Genomic DNA, 17,186 nt, shown 5'->3' on the forward strand with positions numbered 1-17,186 from the left:
TTTTGCGCTTCTCGAAAATCGAGTTTTTCCGCAGCCTGTTCAGCCGTGCGATAACAAGCCACAAAAAAACGGCGGCTTTAGCCGCTGAGGGCAGATCCATCCCAACCAACTCCGCTGGCCATAGCGAAGGACTCGCTTTTCCCCGGAACCCGCGCCGCCACTCCGGCGTATTCTCTAGGAATCAGTTTTTCTAGAGGAGTTCCCATGCGTCTTTCCCTTCTGGCGCCGGCGCTGCTGCTTGGCAGTCTCCCGGTTCTCGCGCAGGTTTCTGCCCCCACTGCTGAGCCTAAACAACCTGTCAGCTTCGATCTTTCCGGAATCGACAAGACCGCCGATCCATGCACGGACTTCTATCAGTACGCCTGTGGCAACTGGAAGAAGAACAACCCGATTCCGGCCGACCAGACTCGCTGGGGCCGCTTCAACGAGCTTGCTGAACGCAACAATTACCTGCTCTATCAGCAGTTGAAGACCGCGGCCGACTCCCCCAAGACGCCCCTCGCGAAGAAGTACGGCGACTTCTTCGCCGCCTGCATGGACAAGCCGTTGGCCGATAAGCTCGGCTATACCCCTCTCGATGCCCAGTTCAAGACGATTGCCGCCTTCAACGATCCGAAGAAGTTCGCCACCTTCGCGGGCATGATGGAGGATAAGTACGCGCAGGGCTTCTTCTTCGGTTTCGGCTCCGATCAGGACCAGAAGGACGCCTCAAAGGTTATCGGTGAGGTTGACCAGGCCGGTCTCGCGCTGCCGGACCGCGACTATTATCTGCAGAACGATGAGCGCATGACCAAGATCCGGGAGCAGTACCTGGAGCACATGAAGAAGATGTTCGCGCTCATCGGCGACACGCCCGAGCAGGCTGCTACCGAAGCAAAGGCTGTGCTTGCGGTAGAGACCGCGCTGGCACAGGGCTCCATGTCACGCGTTGCCCGCCGTAATCCCAACAACCTGTACCACATCATGACCATCGCGCAGCTCCAGGATCTGACGCCGGGCTTCGACTGGAAGGTCTACCTGGCCGCGAAGAAAGAGTCGGCGCTCCCGAGCCTGAATGTGGCGACGCCGGACTTCTTCAAGTCCATGAACATGCAGCTCGCCGGTGAGAATCTCGCTGCGCTGAAGAGCTACATGCGCTGGCATGTGCTGCATCGCTATGCCGCCAATCTTGACGAGTCCATCGCAACGGAGAACTTCAACTTCTTCGGCGCGACGCTTACCGGCCAGAAAGAGCAGACACCGCGCTGGAAGCGTTGCACCTCGATGACGGACCGCGCGCTTGGAGAAGCTGTCGGACAGGATTGGGTGAAGCAGTACTTCCCGCCCTCTTCCAAGGACAGCATGGAGAAGCTGGTCGATGCCCTGGATAAGTCTCTCGGAGAAGACATTAAGGGTCTGGACTGGATGAGCGACGCCACCAAGGCCGAGGCGCAGAAGAAGCTCGATGCCTTCCGCCGCAAGATCGGCTATCCCGAGAACTGGCGCGACTACTCGAAACTGGAGACCAAACGGAACGATCTGGTCGGAAACCTCGCCCGTTCGGCTGCGTTTACCGATCGCCGCGACCTGGACAAGATCGGCAAGCCCGTCGACGAGCGTGAGTGGCTAATGACGCCGCCGACTGTCAACGCTTACTACAACCCGGCGCAGAACGACATCAACTTTCCAGCCGGCATCCTGCAGCCGCCGTTCTTCGACGCGAAGATCGATCCGGCTGTGAACTTCGGCGGCATCGGCGTGGTGATCGGTCACGAGATGACGCACGGTTTCGACGACGAGGGCAGCCAGTTCGATGCACAGGGCAATGTGCGTTCCTGGTGGACCGATGAAGATCGCAAAAAATTCGAGGCCCGCACCGACTGCGAAGTAAAGGAGTATGACGGCTTCGAGGTCGCTCCCGGCCAGAACCTGAACGGCAAACTGACTCTGGGCGAGAACACTGCGGACAACGGCGGCCTGCGGATCGCGTATGCCGCGCTGATGAGCGTTCTGGCGCAGCAGGGCGGCGATGCGGCGTCAAAGCAGGTGGACGGCTACACGCCCCAGCAGCGCTACTTCATCGGTTTTGCCCAGGTATGGTGCGAAAACACCCGCGAAGCGACCGCTCGCCTGCGGGCGAAGACCGATCCGCACTCCAGCGGCCAGTGGCGCGTTAATGGCAGCGTGCAAAACTTCGAGGAGTTCGGGAAGGCATTCGGGTGCAGGAAGGGGCAGCCCATGGTGCCGGTCAACGCCTGCCGCGTCTGGTAGCTCGCCCTGAAATCATCAAAAGCCCGGCTAACGCCGGGCTTTTTCTTTCCGTCAAACGAGCCACTCCCGGTGGCACAAAGTATCCCGCCCTTTTACAATGGAGCGAGGAAAAGAACCCACAGATTGGACGGCCTGAACGGCAGCAAGCTCCGCCGGTCGGCTCTTGAGGTAAAAGGAAGCGCATGAAGTTGAGTCTGTCTGGCCGGCTAATGCTGGCTTGTGTAGTGTCACTGGCACTGATCAGCGGTATGACCGCCTGCGGCGGTGGCACCGTAGGTTTTATGTGGGTTCTGGGCACGCAGTATAACCAGGTTGACGGTTTCAAGATCGACAACTTCACCGGAAACCTGACGAAGGTCGTGCACGCTCCATTCAGCTCCGGCGGCACCAACCCGGTTTCGATCGTGGTTCGTCCCGGTGGACGCTGGGTCTACGTCGTGAATAAGGGCGTTGCCCCCACCTACGACAAGAACGGCGCGCCGGTAGCCAACACAGGCACCGCCGGTACGATCTCGATCTATTCCGTGGGTGGAGACGGCGTACTGAGCTATCAGCTCAGCCAGTCCAGCCAGGGAACGAACCCCATCTGGGCACAGATGGACTCGTCTGGAAACTACCTCTACGTCCTCGATGCTCTCTCGAACCAGAATGACAGCAGCCAGTATGTGGTCACCTCGGCGAATCCAAACCCGGTAGGCGCCATCACGGTATTCAGCATCGCCGGCGACACTGGCCGTCTTACCCTGGTACAGAATCAGCAGACGAAGTGCACCACAAGCGCCTGCAACGGCCAGCAGCTTACCTACTTCCCGGTTGGCAAGAATCCGACGATGATGAAGTTCTTCTCCTCGGGTTACCTCTTCACGCTGAACGCCGGCGACTCGACCTCAACTGGTCCCAGCATCACCACCTATCAGCAGAACAGCACCAATGGTCAGCTCACCCTGGTTGCTAACAGCACGACGCAGCTCGCCCCCGCCGGTACGAATATCTCCTCCATTACCAGCAACGGCACTTACGTCTACCTGACGGACGTCACCAACAACCAGATCTATGCGTACACGGTGAGCAGCGGAGCATTGCAGCCGGTCACCGGCAGCCCCTTCGCCAACCTGTCGCCGGCAACCACGCCGGTCTGGACGCTGGTCGATAACAAGGGCAAGTTCCTCTACGTCCTGAATCAGGCAACCTCTAACGTGCAGAACGTCTCCAGCACCATCTCGGCCTTCACCATCGACACGCAGGGCCGTCTGGCCCGCCTGGCCGATACCAGCAACCCGTATCCGGTTGGCTCCGGCCCGGTCTGCATGCTGCAGGATCCGTCGAACCAGTATGTGTACACCTCGAACCGTAACGACTCCACGGTTTCGGGCTTTATCATCAACCAGAACACAGGCCAGTTGTCAGGTCTTACCCGCGGTTCGACGTTCCCGACCGTTGGTAATCCGACCTGCCTCGTCGCTAGCGGCAACGTGAGGTAATCGATCTGGCCATGCAGAATATTTCTTACAGCACGCAATTTCAGGAAGGGCAGGACGGGAGCTCCAACGGCTCCCGGAAGATGGGAAAACGCATGAAGTGGAGTAAGTTCGGCCGCAACGCGCTGGCCACTGTCGTATCTCTTGGCATGGGCCTGGGCATCACCGCCTGCAGCCGCGACTACGTCGTCGCGTTCCTCTACGTTGCCTCTTCCGGATCGAGCACGGGCCTCATCAATGCCTACGAGGTCGACTACCAGGTCGGCGCTCTGGTGCAGATGGCGACCTCGCCGGTCGACACCGGCTTCCGCAACCCGGTGGCCATTGCCGCAACCTCGAATGGCAAGTTCGTCTATGTCGTACACCGTGACGACTCCAAGATCGTGGAGTACGCGGTTGGTACAGACGGGAAGCTCTACGGACAGAACTCCTATGACGCTGTCGGCGGAACCTATCCGGTGGCATTGAGCGTTACGCCCGACAACAAGTTCGTCTATGTCCTGAATACTTACCAGGGCGGCTTCTCGCCGGCCAGCATTGGCCCGGGCAGCATCTCGGTCTTCAAGATCGCTTCGGATACGGACGGTTCGCTCACGGCACAGCCCTCGCTGACCGTCAAGATCGGCAACAACCCGGTCGGTGTTGTCACCAGCGCGTATAACAACTTCCTCTACGTGGTGGAGCAAGACTCCAACGCGAACAACAAGAATCTGCTTGGCTTCTCGCGTGACACCTCCAGCGGTGCGCTTACTACGCTCTCTGGCACTACGCTGGGCAATAACTCGACAACCTTCACCTCCGGCTACTACTCCGGTGTGGCGGCAAGCTCGGTGGTCGAAGATCCGCGTTCCCGCTTCCTGTACGTAACGGATCGTGACTCCAGCCAGGTGATCGGCTACACGCTCGGCTCCACCGGCGTGCCGGCCCTGATCTCCTCCAGCCCCTGGTCTACGGGACTGCGTCCTCTGGCGGCCACTGTCGATCCTCGCGGCTACTATCTGTACGTGGCCAACTACAGCGCCAATAACGTCTCGGCCTTTGTTATCGACCAGGCGACCGGCGCCCTGACCGGATCGGCAGCCTCCAGCTCCACTTCGGTTGGCACCGGCCCCCAGGGCATCACGATCGAGCCGGCTCTGGGCAAGTACATGTTTACGGCGAACTACCTCGACAGCACTACCAGCGGCCTGCAACTGGACTCGCATAACGGCAGCCTGAAGAGCATTCAGAACACTCCGTTCGCAACCTCCAGCCGCCCGAGCGCAGCGGTGGCTGTCGCCAACGGCGCACACGCCACGCAGACTGTGAACCCGTAAGGACGAAGTAAGTCATACAGCAAAGGCCCCGCCGAGCGCGGGGCCTTTGCTTTTTGGTGGATAAGGCGTGTGTCGACACGCTTCAATATAGCTATACAGTGGATGCCCCATCCACGCGTACGCGTGAGGGGGACATTCGAGCGAAGCTCGAACCGGGTGGGAGCCGTGGGCTTTTAGCCCACGGTTTATCGGTGTGATAAAGACATCGGGCTTTAGCCTAATGTCACTTACTTTCGCAACCAAGAGTGGAACAACGGGCTTCTTGAAGCAAATGGAGAGAAATTAGGTTGCCAAACCCTACAGCAGGAACCAAGGCCGGTACCGTTTTCTCAGTGAAAACTAAACTCACATTCATTTCCAGCTCACCCCCTAAGAGTTCCGTAGTGCAATCGGAACGCATTGGGGGCCTCAACTCCTATGGAAACTGAAAAGTAAGTGACATTAGGCTTTAGCCCTGGGCCTTCTCTGTGAATGAGGAAAAGGCCCAGGGCTAAAGCCCATCCTTTTGAAGACTTCCATCAGCGGGCTGAAGCCCGCTGCTCCCACCCATACAACAGCCCTACGCGGCCGCTGTCTTCTTCGCCCCGAACGTCGCCAGCACCCACTTACGTGCCGGATTCTCATAAAAGACATACAGCAGATAAGAGAACGTCCACAGCAGTACATACGATGCCCACGGGTCGAGGGCTGTGTAATGCAGCTTCTCCGCCAGATGGAAGTCGCGCATCATCTGCAGGCCGTTGAAGTGCAGCAGGTAGATGCAGAGAGTCGCTTCACCGATCGTCACAAACGGTTTCCAGCTGAAGAACGACGCAACGGGATTCCTTCCGCTCACGCCCAAAATCAGCATCGCGAACAGAGGCGTCAGCAGACCGCCGTGCATCAGGATGTAGGGTGTGTGATCGGCGGCGAGATATAGAAAGCCCAGAATGCCCGCGACAGATGAAAATGCCAGAACAGCACGCACCCTCTCACTCATCTCACGAACACCGTGCAGGCGGCCCAGAACGATGCCAACGAGGAAGGTACACACATACGGCAGCGGCGTGAACTTCAATCCGCGCAGGTAGTAGCCGTACGAGTAACGGTCAAGATGAGGCAGACCATCGGGATTCGTCAGCATGTAAATACCGTGCGGAATCAGACCGAGGATCCAGATACCGAAACCGAGAGCGACCAGGTTCCCTGCTCTCTCCGGCCAGCGCCAACGCATGACAAACGGAAAGATGACATAGAGAAACGCCTCGGTGGAAAGCGTCCAGGCCACGGTATTCCAGAAGGTGGCAAGCCATGGACTCCATCCCTGCAGCAGGAGCGGCGTCATGATGGCGCCCCGGAAGAACTCTCCCCGAGTGCGGATATGGAACTCTTCCATCAGCACCGGAATCGAAATCACCAGCGAAATCAGGTAGACGGGATACAAACGCGCGACGCGGGCAAGATAGAAATCCTTCACCTTGAGGGTGCGGATGCGGTCGCCGTAGTTATAGCTCAGGATGAAGCCGGAGATCAGCAGGAAGAATCCGACGAAGACAAAGCCATGCCCCACGATCGGGGTGATCCACTCAATGTGCGGCGGAGTGAAGTGAAAGAGCATGATATTCGCCGCCAGAAACGTACGTACTCCCGTCAACGCAGGAAGCGCAGGTTTGCGGGTGGTACGCGGAGCAGCCGGAGTTGCCTCGGCGGCGGGGGTAGACATGGTTTCAGTCACTGCCAATGTTGGTTAAGACGTTACTTCTGCCGCCGGAGTTCCGGGAAATCCATGGCCGCGCCGACAATTACGGCCGCCGGCGTGGCGATGGTAAGCGTCAGCAGATACCAGACCGGCTGTGGCCCATTCTGCAGCTTGAAGAAGGCATTGACGCTGAATCCAAACAGAATCGCGGCAACCACGCCGGCATGCAGGATCGGTTTATACGGCGCGATTATCGCCGCGACAAATCCGCCTACCATCGCCGCGACCAGCAGGACGGCGATACTGGCGATCAGGTAGCCGGAGGTCTCCGCCTTACCGGCGAAGACGAGCTGCAGCAGATTGCTTTCCAGGGACCGTACGATGTTGAGCGCCAGAAAGCCCACCATCACGCTCATCACGCTACGTAGCGCTGGGGGCATAACTCTAAGCTGTCACCATCGATCCGATGGTCTCACCCTTCACCACGCGCATGATGTTGCCCTCCTCACGCATAGAGAAGATGATCATCGGCATACTGTTGTCCTTGCACAGCGATACGGCGGTCGTATCCATCACCTTCAGACCCAGCTTCAGGATCTCCATGTAGGTGATGGTCTGGAACTTCACCGCATCGGGTACCTTCTTGGGGTCGGCGGTATAGATGCCGTCCACGGAGGTCGCCTTCAGCAGGACATCTGCCTTGATCTCCATGGCGCGCAACGCCGCTGCCGTGTCCGTAGAGAAGTACGGATTGCCGGTGCCGGCGCCAAAGATCACGACCCGTCCCTTCTCCAGGTGACGGATGGCGCGACGGCGAATGTATGGCTCGGCAACCTCATGCATCGCGATCGCAGACATCACCCGAGTCGCTATTCCCTGCTTCTCAATCGCGTCCTGCAGCGCAATGGCGTTGATCACCGTCGAGAGCATTCCCATGTGGTCCGCTGCAACGCGGTCCATATCGATGGCCTGCTCGGCGACGCCGCGGAAGAAGTTTCCACCGCCCACCACGATCGCGACCTGGGCGCCGGTCCGGGCTACCTGGGCGATCTCTTCCGCTACCTTGTGAATGAAAATTGCGTCAATTCCGAAGCCGCGGCCAGCCGCCAGGGCTTCCCCACTCACCTTGAGGAGAACGCGTTTAAACATGCTTCTTTGAGTATCGCATACCGGTATCGCCTTCCAGGCTGTTGTGGAGTTCCCAAGGATTTGGGCGCGCATATCAAATTGCCCCAGCGGATAAAGCCGCTTTCCGGGGAGACGTATACGGGACGGCTGAGGCCGTCCCCTTAAGCAAAACATTCGCACTTTCGGTGCGAAACTGGTTTCGCTACGCGCAACGGTTATCGAGTAACGTAGTGAGCCTGTCTGCGTCACCTCTTTGTCAACTTTCACAAGTATCCGGGTGGGCAAGATCGTCCAGTAAACAAAGCTTGCCTCTCGTTCGCGCACCGCGCGAATGTCTTGCTTAAGGACACGGCTTCAGCCGTGTCGTACCGGCGTGGACAATCATGTGGCTTTAGCCACTGAGGGCAATTGTGGACCATGAAGAGCTCAGGGACTGGGTTGGCGACGAGTTCAAGCCACACACATTTTCCATCGACGAGGTCAATCGCCTTCTCTCACCAGCACGCCGCCGAAGCAAAACCGCTGCAGGCTGATACGCGATCTTGTCTTTGCAGCAAAAAGAAAGACGCCACGGTTCTCCGTGGCGTCTTCTTTGGATTGAAATCCGGTTTATGCCTTGGCGGCTAGCTCGCCCTCTTCGGCCTGAACCTTCTGGACCTGATCTGCGATCCAGGCGTAGGTCTTCTCCAGACCGGTACGCAGCGGCTGGCTGGGTTCCCACTGCAGCTTCTCGCGGATCAGGTGATTGTCGGAGTTACGTCCACGGACGCCGAGAGGGCCGGGGACATTCTTGATCGCCAGCGGCTTACCGGCGATATCCATCACAAGCTTCGCGAGCTGGTTGATGCTCACCATCTCTTCTGAACCGATGTTCAGCGGTCCCTCGAACGGGCCATCCATCATGCGGCGAATTGCCTCAACGCACTCATCGACGTAGAGGAACGAGCGCGTCTGTTTGCCATCACCCCAGACTTCGATCGAACCACCCTCGGGAGTCGTAGCCACCTTACGGCACATTGCGGCAGGCGACTTCTCGCGGCCCCCGCGCCAGGTGCCTTCCGGACCGAAGATGTTGTGGAAACGGGCTACACGAACGTGCAGGCCATAGTTACGCATATAGGAGAGGTACAGGCGCTCCGAGAAGAGCTTCTCCCATCCATACTCCGAGTCGGGAGCCGCAGGATAGGCGGAGTCTTCCGAGCACTTCGGATTATCAGGATCTTCCTGGTTGTAAGCCGGGTAGATGCAGGCGGAGGAGGAGTAGAAGAAACGCTTCACGCCAGCCTCGCGGCCATATTCAACAACGTTCAGGTTGATGGTGGCTGAGTTGTGCATCACATTGGCATCGTGCTCGCCGGTGAAGATGTAACCGGCGCCGCCCATGTCGGCCGCCAGCTGATACACATCATCGATACCGTCGACGACAGCCTTGACCACCTGCGGATCGCGCAGGTCGGCCTGGATGAACTCATCTGCTGAGGACTCGGTGAACTCGTGCTTCTTGATATCCACGCCCCGAACCCAAAAGCCTTCAGACTTCAGTCTGCGAACCAGGTGGCCGCCGATAAACCCGCCGGCGCCGCCGACAAGCACTTTCTTCTGTGACATTCTGTCCCCTTGGTTGGAAGGTTTAGCAATCTTTGCTGCGGATGTACGCTCTGACCTCATCATAGCCGGAAACTGCTATGGCTCGGCACGAAAGTAATCATCGCCGTGTTAAAGCATTTTTCCTGTAGGTGTCGCACAGGGCTTGTGCATCTATGGGCGTTTTCCGCAACGAAAACGCCGCTGCACGCTCCTCTCGGGATACCCAGCAACAGGAAAAATGCTCTAAAGGAAGGAGTTGGGTTTGAAAGCAAAATGCCCACTCCGAAGAGTGGGCATTTTCAAGAATATGCCGGCGATAACCTAATCTCCCACACAGTTTCCCGTGCAGTACCATCGGCTCGACAAGGCTTAACTTCCGTGTTCGGGATGGGAACGGGTGTGACCCTTGCGATATGCTCACCGGCAAATTGTCGAAGTCGCTCGCGCGATACTTCACAACTGAATAGATTGAGTTTGCTGCTTTTGATAACTACAGGGCTTGTGTTGAATGTCTCTGACAACAACTACTCTCTGTGCAGAGTAAATTCTATGGACAAGCCGAACGGGCGATTAGTACTGGTAAGCTACACACATTACTGTGCTTCAACCTCCAGCCTATCAACCAGGTGGTCTTCCTGGGCCCTTCATTTCCCTTTTGGGTTGGGAGATCTCATCTTGAGGCATGCTTCCCGCTTATATGCATTCAGCGGTTATCATAACCGAACTTCGCTACCCAGCCGTGCCTTTGGCAAGACAACTGGAACACAAGAGGTTCGTCCATCCCGGTCCTCTCGTACTAAGGACAGGCCCCCTCAAATCTCCTACGCCCACAGCAGATAGAGACCGAACTGTCTCGCGACGTTCTGAACCCAGCTCACGTACCGCTTTAATAGGCGAACAGCCTAACCCTTGGAACCTTCTACAGCTCCAGGATGCGATGAGCCGACATCGAGGTGCCAAACCATTGCGTCGATATGAACTCTTGGCAATGATCAGCCTGTTATCCCCGGCGTACCTTTTATCCGTTGAGCGATGGCCCTTCCATACAGAACCACCGGATCACTAAGGCCTGCTTTCGCATCTGCTCGACTTGTAGGTCTCGCAGTTAACCACACTTATGCCTTTGCACTCGACGGTCGATTTCCAAACGACCTGAGTGTAGCTTCGCGCGCCTCCGTTACAATTTAGGAGGCGACCGCCCCAGTCAAACTACCCGTCTTACAGTGTCCCTCTCCCGGATCACGGGAGTAGGTTAGGATCACAACAATCGCAGGGTGGTATCTCACCGTTGGCTCCTCCGAGACCGAAATCCCGGAATCAAAGCCTCCCACCTATCCTGCGCAGCAATTGCCGTAACCCACTGTAAAAGTATAGTAAAGGTGCACGGGGTCTTTTCGTCTAGCTGCGGGTAACCGGCATCTTCACCGGTACTACAAGTTCGCCGAGCAACTCGTTAAGACAGTCGTACGATCGTTACTCCATTCGTGCAGGTCGGAACTTACCCGACAAGGAATTTCGCTACCTTAGGACCGTTATAGTTACGGCCGCCGTTCACTGGGGCTTCAGTTCAAAGCTTCGAGTTACCTCTAACCTCTCCCTTTAACCTTCCAGCACCGGGCAGGAGTCAGCCCCTATACGTCGTTTTAGACTTTGCAGAGACCTGTGTTTTTGTTAAACAGTCGCCGTACGCGTTTCACTGCGGCCCACCAGAGGTGGGCGACCCTTCTCCCGAAGTTACGGGTCTAATTTGCCGAGTTCCTTAACAAGCCTTCACTCGAGCGCCTTTGGATATTCTCCTCGTCTACCTGTGTCGGTTTGGGGTACGGTTCCCAATCTCTCTCCTTAGAGGTTTTTCTTGGCAGCGTGGAATCAGCAGCTTACACCCATGCGGGCTTGCTTTGTGCCTCACTGTTAAGACCTGACGGATTTGCCTATCAGATCCAGCTTACGCACATCGACCGCCATAGCCATATGACGACCTGCTTATCCTTCTGCGTCACCCCATCGTAATAACGAGATATTGGGAGGTCCGGAATATTAACCGGATGTCCATCGCTTACGCCTCTCGGCCTCAGCTTAGGGACCGCCTAACCCTGAGCGGATTAACCTTCCTCAGGAAACCTTAGACTTTCGGCGTCAACGGTTCTCACGTTGATTATCGCTACTTATGCCGGCAGGGTCTCTTCTCAACGCTCCATCAGTCTTCTCAGTCTGACTTCATCGCTGTGAGAATGCTCTCCTACCACGCACACAAAGTGTGCATCCGCTGCTTCGGTATACAGTTTTAGCCCCGTTGTATTGTCGGCACCGGACCGCTTGACCAGTGAGCTATTACGCTTTCTTTAAAGGATGGCTGCTTCTAAGCCAACCTCCTGGCTGTCTGAGCGTTCCGACTTCCTTTCCCACTTAACTGTAATTTGGGGACCTTAGCAGGCGGTCTGGACTGTTTTCCTCTCGACTGTGAAGCTTAGCCCCCACAGTCTGACTCCCGGACTGGTTGTCATTGGCATTCGAAGTTTGGCTGGATTCGGTAAGCCGGAAAGCCCCCTAGTCCAATCATGTCTCTACCACCAACGCAAATCATCCGAGGCTAGCCCTAAAGCTATTTCGGAGAGAACGAGCTATCACGGAATTTGATTAGCCTTTCACCCCTACCCTCAGCTCATCCGAGCTTTTTTCAACAAACACCGGTTCGGTCCTCCAATGGGTGTTACCCCATCTTCAACCTGGCCAAGGGTAGATCATCCCGCTTCGCGTCTATTCCTGCCAACTTAATCGCCCTATTCAGACTCGCTTTCGCTGCGGCTCGCTCACGCTTAACCTTGCTGACAAGAATAACTAGCCGGCTCATTATGCAATAGGCACGCGGTCAGACATTCCCTTACGGGCATAGTCCTCCCACTGCTTGTAGGCACACGGTTTCAGGTACTTTTCACTCCCCTCACTGGGGTGCTTTTCGCCTTTCCCTCACGGTACTGGTTCACTATCGGTCAGAAACGAGTATTTAGCCTTACGGAATGGTCTCCGTGGATTCAAGCAGGGTTTCACGTGCCCCGCCTTACTCAGGTACCTGCTTCGAGTCTGGACTCATTTCGTCTACGCGCCTGTCACGCTCTATGGACCCATTTTCCAAAGGGTTCGACTATAAGCCAGATTGGTAACTCTACTGTTGCAGGCCCTACAACCCCCGTTGCACCGTAATGCGACGGGTTTGGGCTGTTCCGATTTCGCTCGCCACTACTTTCGGAATCGAGGTTTCTTTCTTCTCCTGGAGGTACTGAGATGGTTCACTTCCCTCCGTTCGCTTATCTCCGCCTATGAATTCAGCGGGATATAACTGGGTTTTGCCCAGCTGGGTTTCCCCATTCGGAAATCTCCGGATATAACGCCTGTGTGCGGCTCCCCGAAGCTTATCGCAGCTTGCCACGTCCTTCATCGCCTGTTTCTGCCAAGGCATCCACCGTGCGCCCTTAGTAGCTTGACCATAGAATTTACTCACACACAGAATGTGCGAGCGTCCAACTCTATGTTGTTGTCCGCCTTCGCTAGCGCGATTCACTCTCAGAAACTACCTGATCGCTATCGCCTAGCCGAATTATTCTAAAGACACTCAACACTGATTATTGTCAGCCGCATAAGGAAACAACCCTTACCGCTGACAGCTCAGCCTTGTAGTTATTTAATTTACCCAATCTATTCAGTTGTCAAACATCACTCGAGCAACCTTATGCTGCTCACCGACCTTGGCCGGCTTGAGTGTTGACTGCTACTCAAGGTTCAAGCTCCGACTTATCGTCAGAACCTCAACCTCAGTTAGAGGCAACGTTTTTCAGTATACCGCACTTAGCGGGATCGTCAAACCACATCGAGAGGGTTGGTGGAGCTGAGCGGGATCGAACCGCTGACCCCCTGCTTGCAAAGCAGGTGCTCTCCCAGCTGAGCTACAGCCCCATGGACAAACCATATTGCCGAGCCTGGCTGCTTTCTACCTGAGAAATGGTGGGCCTGGGTAGATTCGAACTACCGACCTCACCCTTATCAGGGGTGCGCTCTAGCCAACTGAGCTACAGGCCCTTTGGTAGAGCTTCCAGAAGCTCTCTCGAAAAGTTTTTCGAGGACACAGTTGAACGTGCGGACCAGCTAAGCCGGTCCTGACCATCGATGTCGATGACAAGCAAGCCAAAAGAAGGCTTGATTCAGAATTCCATCACTCCTGCAGGTAAGTCAGGCGATGGTTGACATGGTCACTATAACCGCTCGATCCGAAGATCGTCCGCATTCCGCGGAGCGCGTTTATATGCCATGACGTTTCTCTTTTAGAAAGGAGGTGATCCAGCCGCAGGTTCTCCTACGGCTACCTTGTTACGACTTCACCCCAATCATGAATTACACCTTGGGCGGCTGCTCCCTTGCGGTTAGCTCACCGACTTCTAGTGCAACCCACTTTCGTGATGTGACGGGCGGTGTGTACAAGGCCCGGGAACGTATTCACCGCAGCGTTCTGATCTGCGATTACTAGCGATTCCAGCTTCATGAAGTCGAGTTGCAGACTTCAATCCGAACTGAGGCCGGCTTTATCCGATTGGCTCCCCCTCACGGGTTCGCGACGGTTTGTACCGGCCATTGTAGCACGTGTGTAGCCCTGGACATAAAGGCCATGAGGACTTGACGTCATCCCCACCTTCCTCCCCGTTATCCGAGGCGGTTTCGCCAGAGTGCTCAACTAAATGGTAGCAACTGGAGATAAGGGTTGCGCTCGTTGCGGGACTTAACCCAACATCTCACGACACGAGCTGACGACAGCCATGCAGCACCTATATAGAGGCCTATTGCTAGGCGCCGATATTTCTACCGAATTCCTCTACATTTCGAGCCCAGGTAAGGTTCTTCGCGTTGCGTCGAATTAAACCACATGCTCCACCGCTTGTGCGGGCCCCCGTCAATTCCTTTGAGTTTCAGCCTTGCGACCGTACTCCCCAGGCGGATTGCTTATCGCGTTAGCTTCGGCACGACGGGATTGGGTACCCGACACACCAAGCAATCATCGTTTAGGGCTAGGACTACCAGGGTATCTAATCCTGTTTGCTCCCCTAGCTTTCGCGCCTCAGCGTCAGTTATGGTCCAGTGAGCCGCTTTCGCCACAGGTGTTCCTTCCGATATCTACGCATTTCACCGCTACACCGGAAATTCCACTCACCTCTCCCATACTCAAGCCCGGCAGTTTCCAGTGCAGACTTCGAGTTGAGCCCGAAGATTTCACACTAGACTTGCCAAACCGCCTACGCGCCCTTTACGCCCAATAATTCCGAACAACGCTTGCCCCCCTCGTATTACCGCGGCTGCTGGCACGAAGTTAGCCGGGGCTTCTTCTTCCGGTACCGTCATAATCGTCCCGATCGAAAGGAGTTTACGTCCCAAGAGACTTCATCCTCCACGCGGCGTTGCTGCGTCAGGGTTTCCCCCATTGCGCAAAATTCCCCACTGCTGCCTCCCGTAGGAGTCTGGACCGTGTTTCAGTTCCAGTGTGTCCGTGCGCCCTCTCAGGCCGGATACAGATCATCGCCTTGGTGGGCCATTACCCCGCCAACTAGCTAATCTGCCGCGACCCCCTCTCCAAGCGCATTGCTGCTTTGACTCGTAAGTGTTATGCGGTATTAGCCTCGGTTTCCCGAAGTTATTCCCCACTCGGAGGTAGGTTAGTCACGTGTTACTCACCCGTGCGCCACTTTACTCAGGTATTGCTACCCTTTCTCGTGCGACTTGCATGTGTTAGGCACGCCGCCAGCGTTGATTCTGAGCCAGGATCAAACTCTCGTTTGAAACCTGTTGGCAGCCCACAGGACGGAGGTCCGTGGGTCCTGCCTGCCCGCCAAGGCTCGAAAACCTGGCGGGCCATTACCTTGTGAGATTGATCAAGCCAAAGCTTGCATCTTCTCACGACTGGCACGTTCAACTATGTTGTCAAAGATCCGTAACGGACAACCGCCTTGGCGGGCCGTTTGGATCAAGGACTCAGGCGCGTAAACGCAACCATGTGTCCTCGAACTTGATGCGCTGTTTTGTCCGGGTGGTACGACTTCCACTTACCCGCTGGCTTCGATCCTCGATCTCAACCGCCGGTTCGCTTCGTCGTCGCTTTCGACTTGCGCCAACTTTTCTAAGGTATCGAACTTTCGTTCGCTTGTCAACCTCTTCGTTGCTTTTCTTTTCTTCACCCTATCTGCTATCGGTCCATCGGCCGATCAGCCCCGCGGGCACAGATAATGCGAATTCAAGAAGCAACTCTGTATTACTTAGAGTTTGACGTATCCACCTCAAGTGGCGTCATCACAGCACAGAAACTCAAACATCGCTTCAGTCGACACGCGACTGCGGCCTCTAGGGCCCTTTCGATTTCAACTTTGCAGTGGCTTGGGTTTGACTGGGGGCGGGGCATTTACCCTATCGCTCGGTCCCAAATACAAACGCTTGGACTGCGGGTTGAAGAATCTGATCTTTCTAGATTCTCCCAGTTTTCACCAGGGCGGCCTTCCCTTCAGGCTCGCGCTTCAACCTCAGCGTTGCTCGCTGTTCGCTGCAACGTTTTTGAATGTAACCCGTTGATGAACGGAAAGCAAGCTTAACGCTGTTGAAAATTGCATCTCAATGTTGAAAACCAACCAATACCTATTTGTATTCAACAACTTATAAAAGTTAAGGTTGCACCGGGAACGGTGCAACCTTTGTGTGGTGAAAATAGCTACGCGGAATTAGCCGCCGACTTAGTCCATCTTGGGAGCCTTCTCGTACTCCCCTGATTTCTTCCAGGCGCCCGCCTTTACCTCTTCCGCCTTTAACGCCTTCTCCTTCATGGCGATATCGTGCATCCTGCGGAACGCATCGGTGGTACGCACCTGTTTATCCCTGGGCGGAAGAGACGCAATCTCAGCGCTCACATACTGGGTCCGGTTCCCGGGATTAGGGTGATCGCTCAGAAACTGAGCCCCGCCCTCGCCATACTTCGCCTGAATAATCTCAAAGAACTGCGGCATGCCACGCGGATCGTATCCTGCGTCGTACAGAATATGCGTGCCCATCAGGTCAGCCTGCTTTTCGGCATCGCGCCCCATCCGCAGGAAGTCCAGCCCCGCAGCTGTCCCGATGCCCTGGGCGGCGATATCTCCGAGCCTGCCGCCAATGGTTGCCTGCGCCGCGATCTGCCCCAGGCCATACCAGATGCTCCGGGTCTGCTGCTTGGTGATGTTGCAGGTCGCGTGACGCATCACCACGTGGGAGAGCTCATGGCCCATCACGCCCGCCAGTTGCGCCTCGCTTTCGGCTGCCTGGACGGTCGCCAGATTCACAAACACCGACCCTCCCGGCAGCGCGAACGCGTTGATCTCATCGCTGGCGACGACGTGGAAGTTGTATCTCCACGCATATCCAGGGGCATAGTTCACCAGCTTCTCTCCCAACTGGCGCACGTAGACGGCGACCGGGTCGGAATCCTTCAGGACCGGCATCGCGTCGTAGACCTTGGCCGCTACCTGCTCGCCCTGTTTCTGCTCGTCCGGCTCGGTGAAGCCGTTCTTGCAGACCGGAAGTTGGATCTGCGTCGCCTCGCACCGGAGTGCCGCCGCCATTGCTACCACTACCAGCCATCGTGTCAGTTGCTTGTTCATCGCCGTCTCCACGCCCTACCGGGCCTGTGCCGCGATTGTAGTGAATCCCGCAGGAAACGGGAAAACACACGGAAAATGGCCCTTTTGC

The 17,186-nt window shown here is 56.3% G+C and carries 8 protein-coding genes, 2 tRNA genes and 3 rRNA genes; 3 read left to right on the top strand and 10 right to left on the bottom strand.

Going from position 1 to position 17,186, the window contains the following annotated elements; all coding sequences use genetic code 11:
• Nucleotides 1–204: 204 nt before the first annotated feature.
• From FTW19_RS24125 to FTW19_RS24135, 3 genes are all read left to right on the top strand, one after another.
• Nucleotides 205–2,250, top strand: a complete 2,046-nt coding sequence (locus tag FTW19_RS24125; RefSeq protein ID WP_147650110.1) for a M13 family metallopeptidase — start codon at nt 205–207, stop codon at nt 2,248–2,250.
• 182 nt (nt 2,251–2,432) lie between these two features.
• Nucleotides 2,433–3,731: a lactonase family protein gene (locus FTW19_RS24130; RefSeq protein ID WP_147650111.1), complete on the top strand. Its 1,299-nt coding sequence runs from the start codon at nt 2,433–2,435 to the stop codon at nt 3,729–3,731.
• A gap of 92 nt (nt 3,732–3,823) precedes the next feature.
• Nucleotides 3,824–5,044, top strand: coding sequence for a lactonase family protein (locus tag FTW19_RS24135; protein ID WP_147650112.1), 1,221 nt, complete (start codon nt 3,824–3,826; stop codon nt 5,042–5,044).
• 559 nt (nt 5,045–5,603) lie between these two features.
• Here the strand turns inward: FTW19_RS24135 and FTW19_RS24140 are convergent.
• The 10 genes from FTW19_RS24140 to FTW19_RS24185 form a co-directional block, all read right to left on the bottom strand.
• Complete coding sequence (locus FTW19_RS24140) at nt 5,604–6,746, bottom strand: acyltransferase family protein (RefSeq protein WP_147650113.1); 1,143 nt, start codon at nt 6,744–6,746, stop codon at nt 5,604–5,606.
• Between the two features lie 32 nt (nt 6,747–6,778).
• Complete coding sequence (locus FTW19_RS24145) at nt 6,779–7,162, bottom strand: hypothetical protein (RefSeq protein ID WP_147650114.1); 384 nt, start codon at nt 7,160–7,162, stop codon at nt 6,779–6,781.
• Nucleotides 7,163–7,166: 4 nt separating this feature from the next.
• A complete protein-coding gene (gene pyrH / locus FTW19_RS24150) occupies nt 7,167–7,871 on the bottom strand; it encodes a UMP kinase (protein ID WP_147650115.1) in 705 nt (234 codons plus the stop codon).
• Nucleotides 7,872–8,459: 588 nt separating this feature from the next.
• Nucleotides 8,460–9,458, bottom strand: coding sequence for an NAD-dependent epimerase/dehydratase family protein (locus tag FTW19_RS24155; RefSeq protein WP_147650116.1), 999 nt, complete (start codon nt 9,456–9,458; stop codon nt 8,460–8,462).
• A 287-nt stretch (nt 9,459–9,745) separates the two neighbouring features.
• Nucleotides 9,746–9,862 (bottom strand): 5S ribosomal RNA (rrf, locus tag FTW19_RS24160).
• A 124-nt stretch (nt 9,863–9,986) separates the two neighbouring features.
• Nucleotides 9,987–12,921 (bottom strand): 23S ribosomal RNA (locus FTW19_RS24165).
• Nucleotides 12,922–13,312: 391 nt separating this feature from the next.
• Nucleotides 13,313–13,388, bottom strand: a tRNA-Ala gene (locus tag FTW19_RS24170).
• Between the two features lie 46 nt (nt 13,389–13,434).
• A tRNA-Ile gene (locus tag FTW19_RS24175) sits at nt 13,435–13,511 on the bottom strand.
• Between the two features lie 246 nt (nt 13,512–13,757).
• Nucleotides 13,758–15,257, bottom strand: a 16S ribosomal RNA gene (locus FTW19_RS24180).
• The 16S, 23S and 5S rRNA genes sit together here with 2 tRNA genes alongside, the layout of an rRNA operon.
• A 941-nt stretch (nt 15,258–16,198) precedes the next feature.
• A complete protein-coding gene (locus FTW19_RS24185) occupies nt 16,199–17,098 on the bottom strand; it encodes a M48 family metalloprotease (RefSeq protein WP_147650117.1) in 900 nt (299 codons plus the stop codon).
• Nucleotides 17,099–17,186: the final 88 nt, after the last annotated feature.

This window comes from Terriglobus albidus (assembly GCF_008000815.1).
GTDB lineage: Bacteria > Acidobacteriota > Terriglobia > Terriglobales > Acidobacteriaceae > Terriglobus > Terriglobus albidus_A.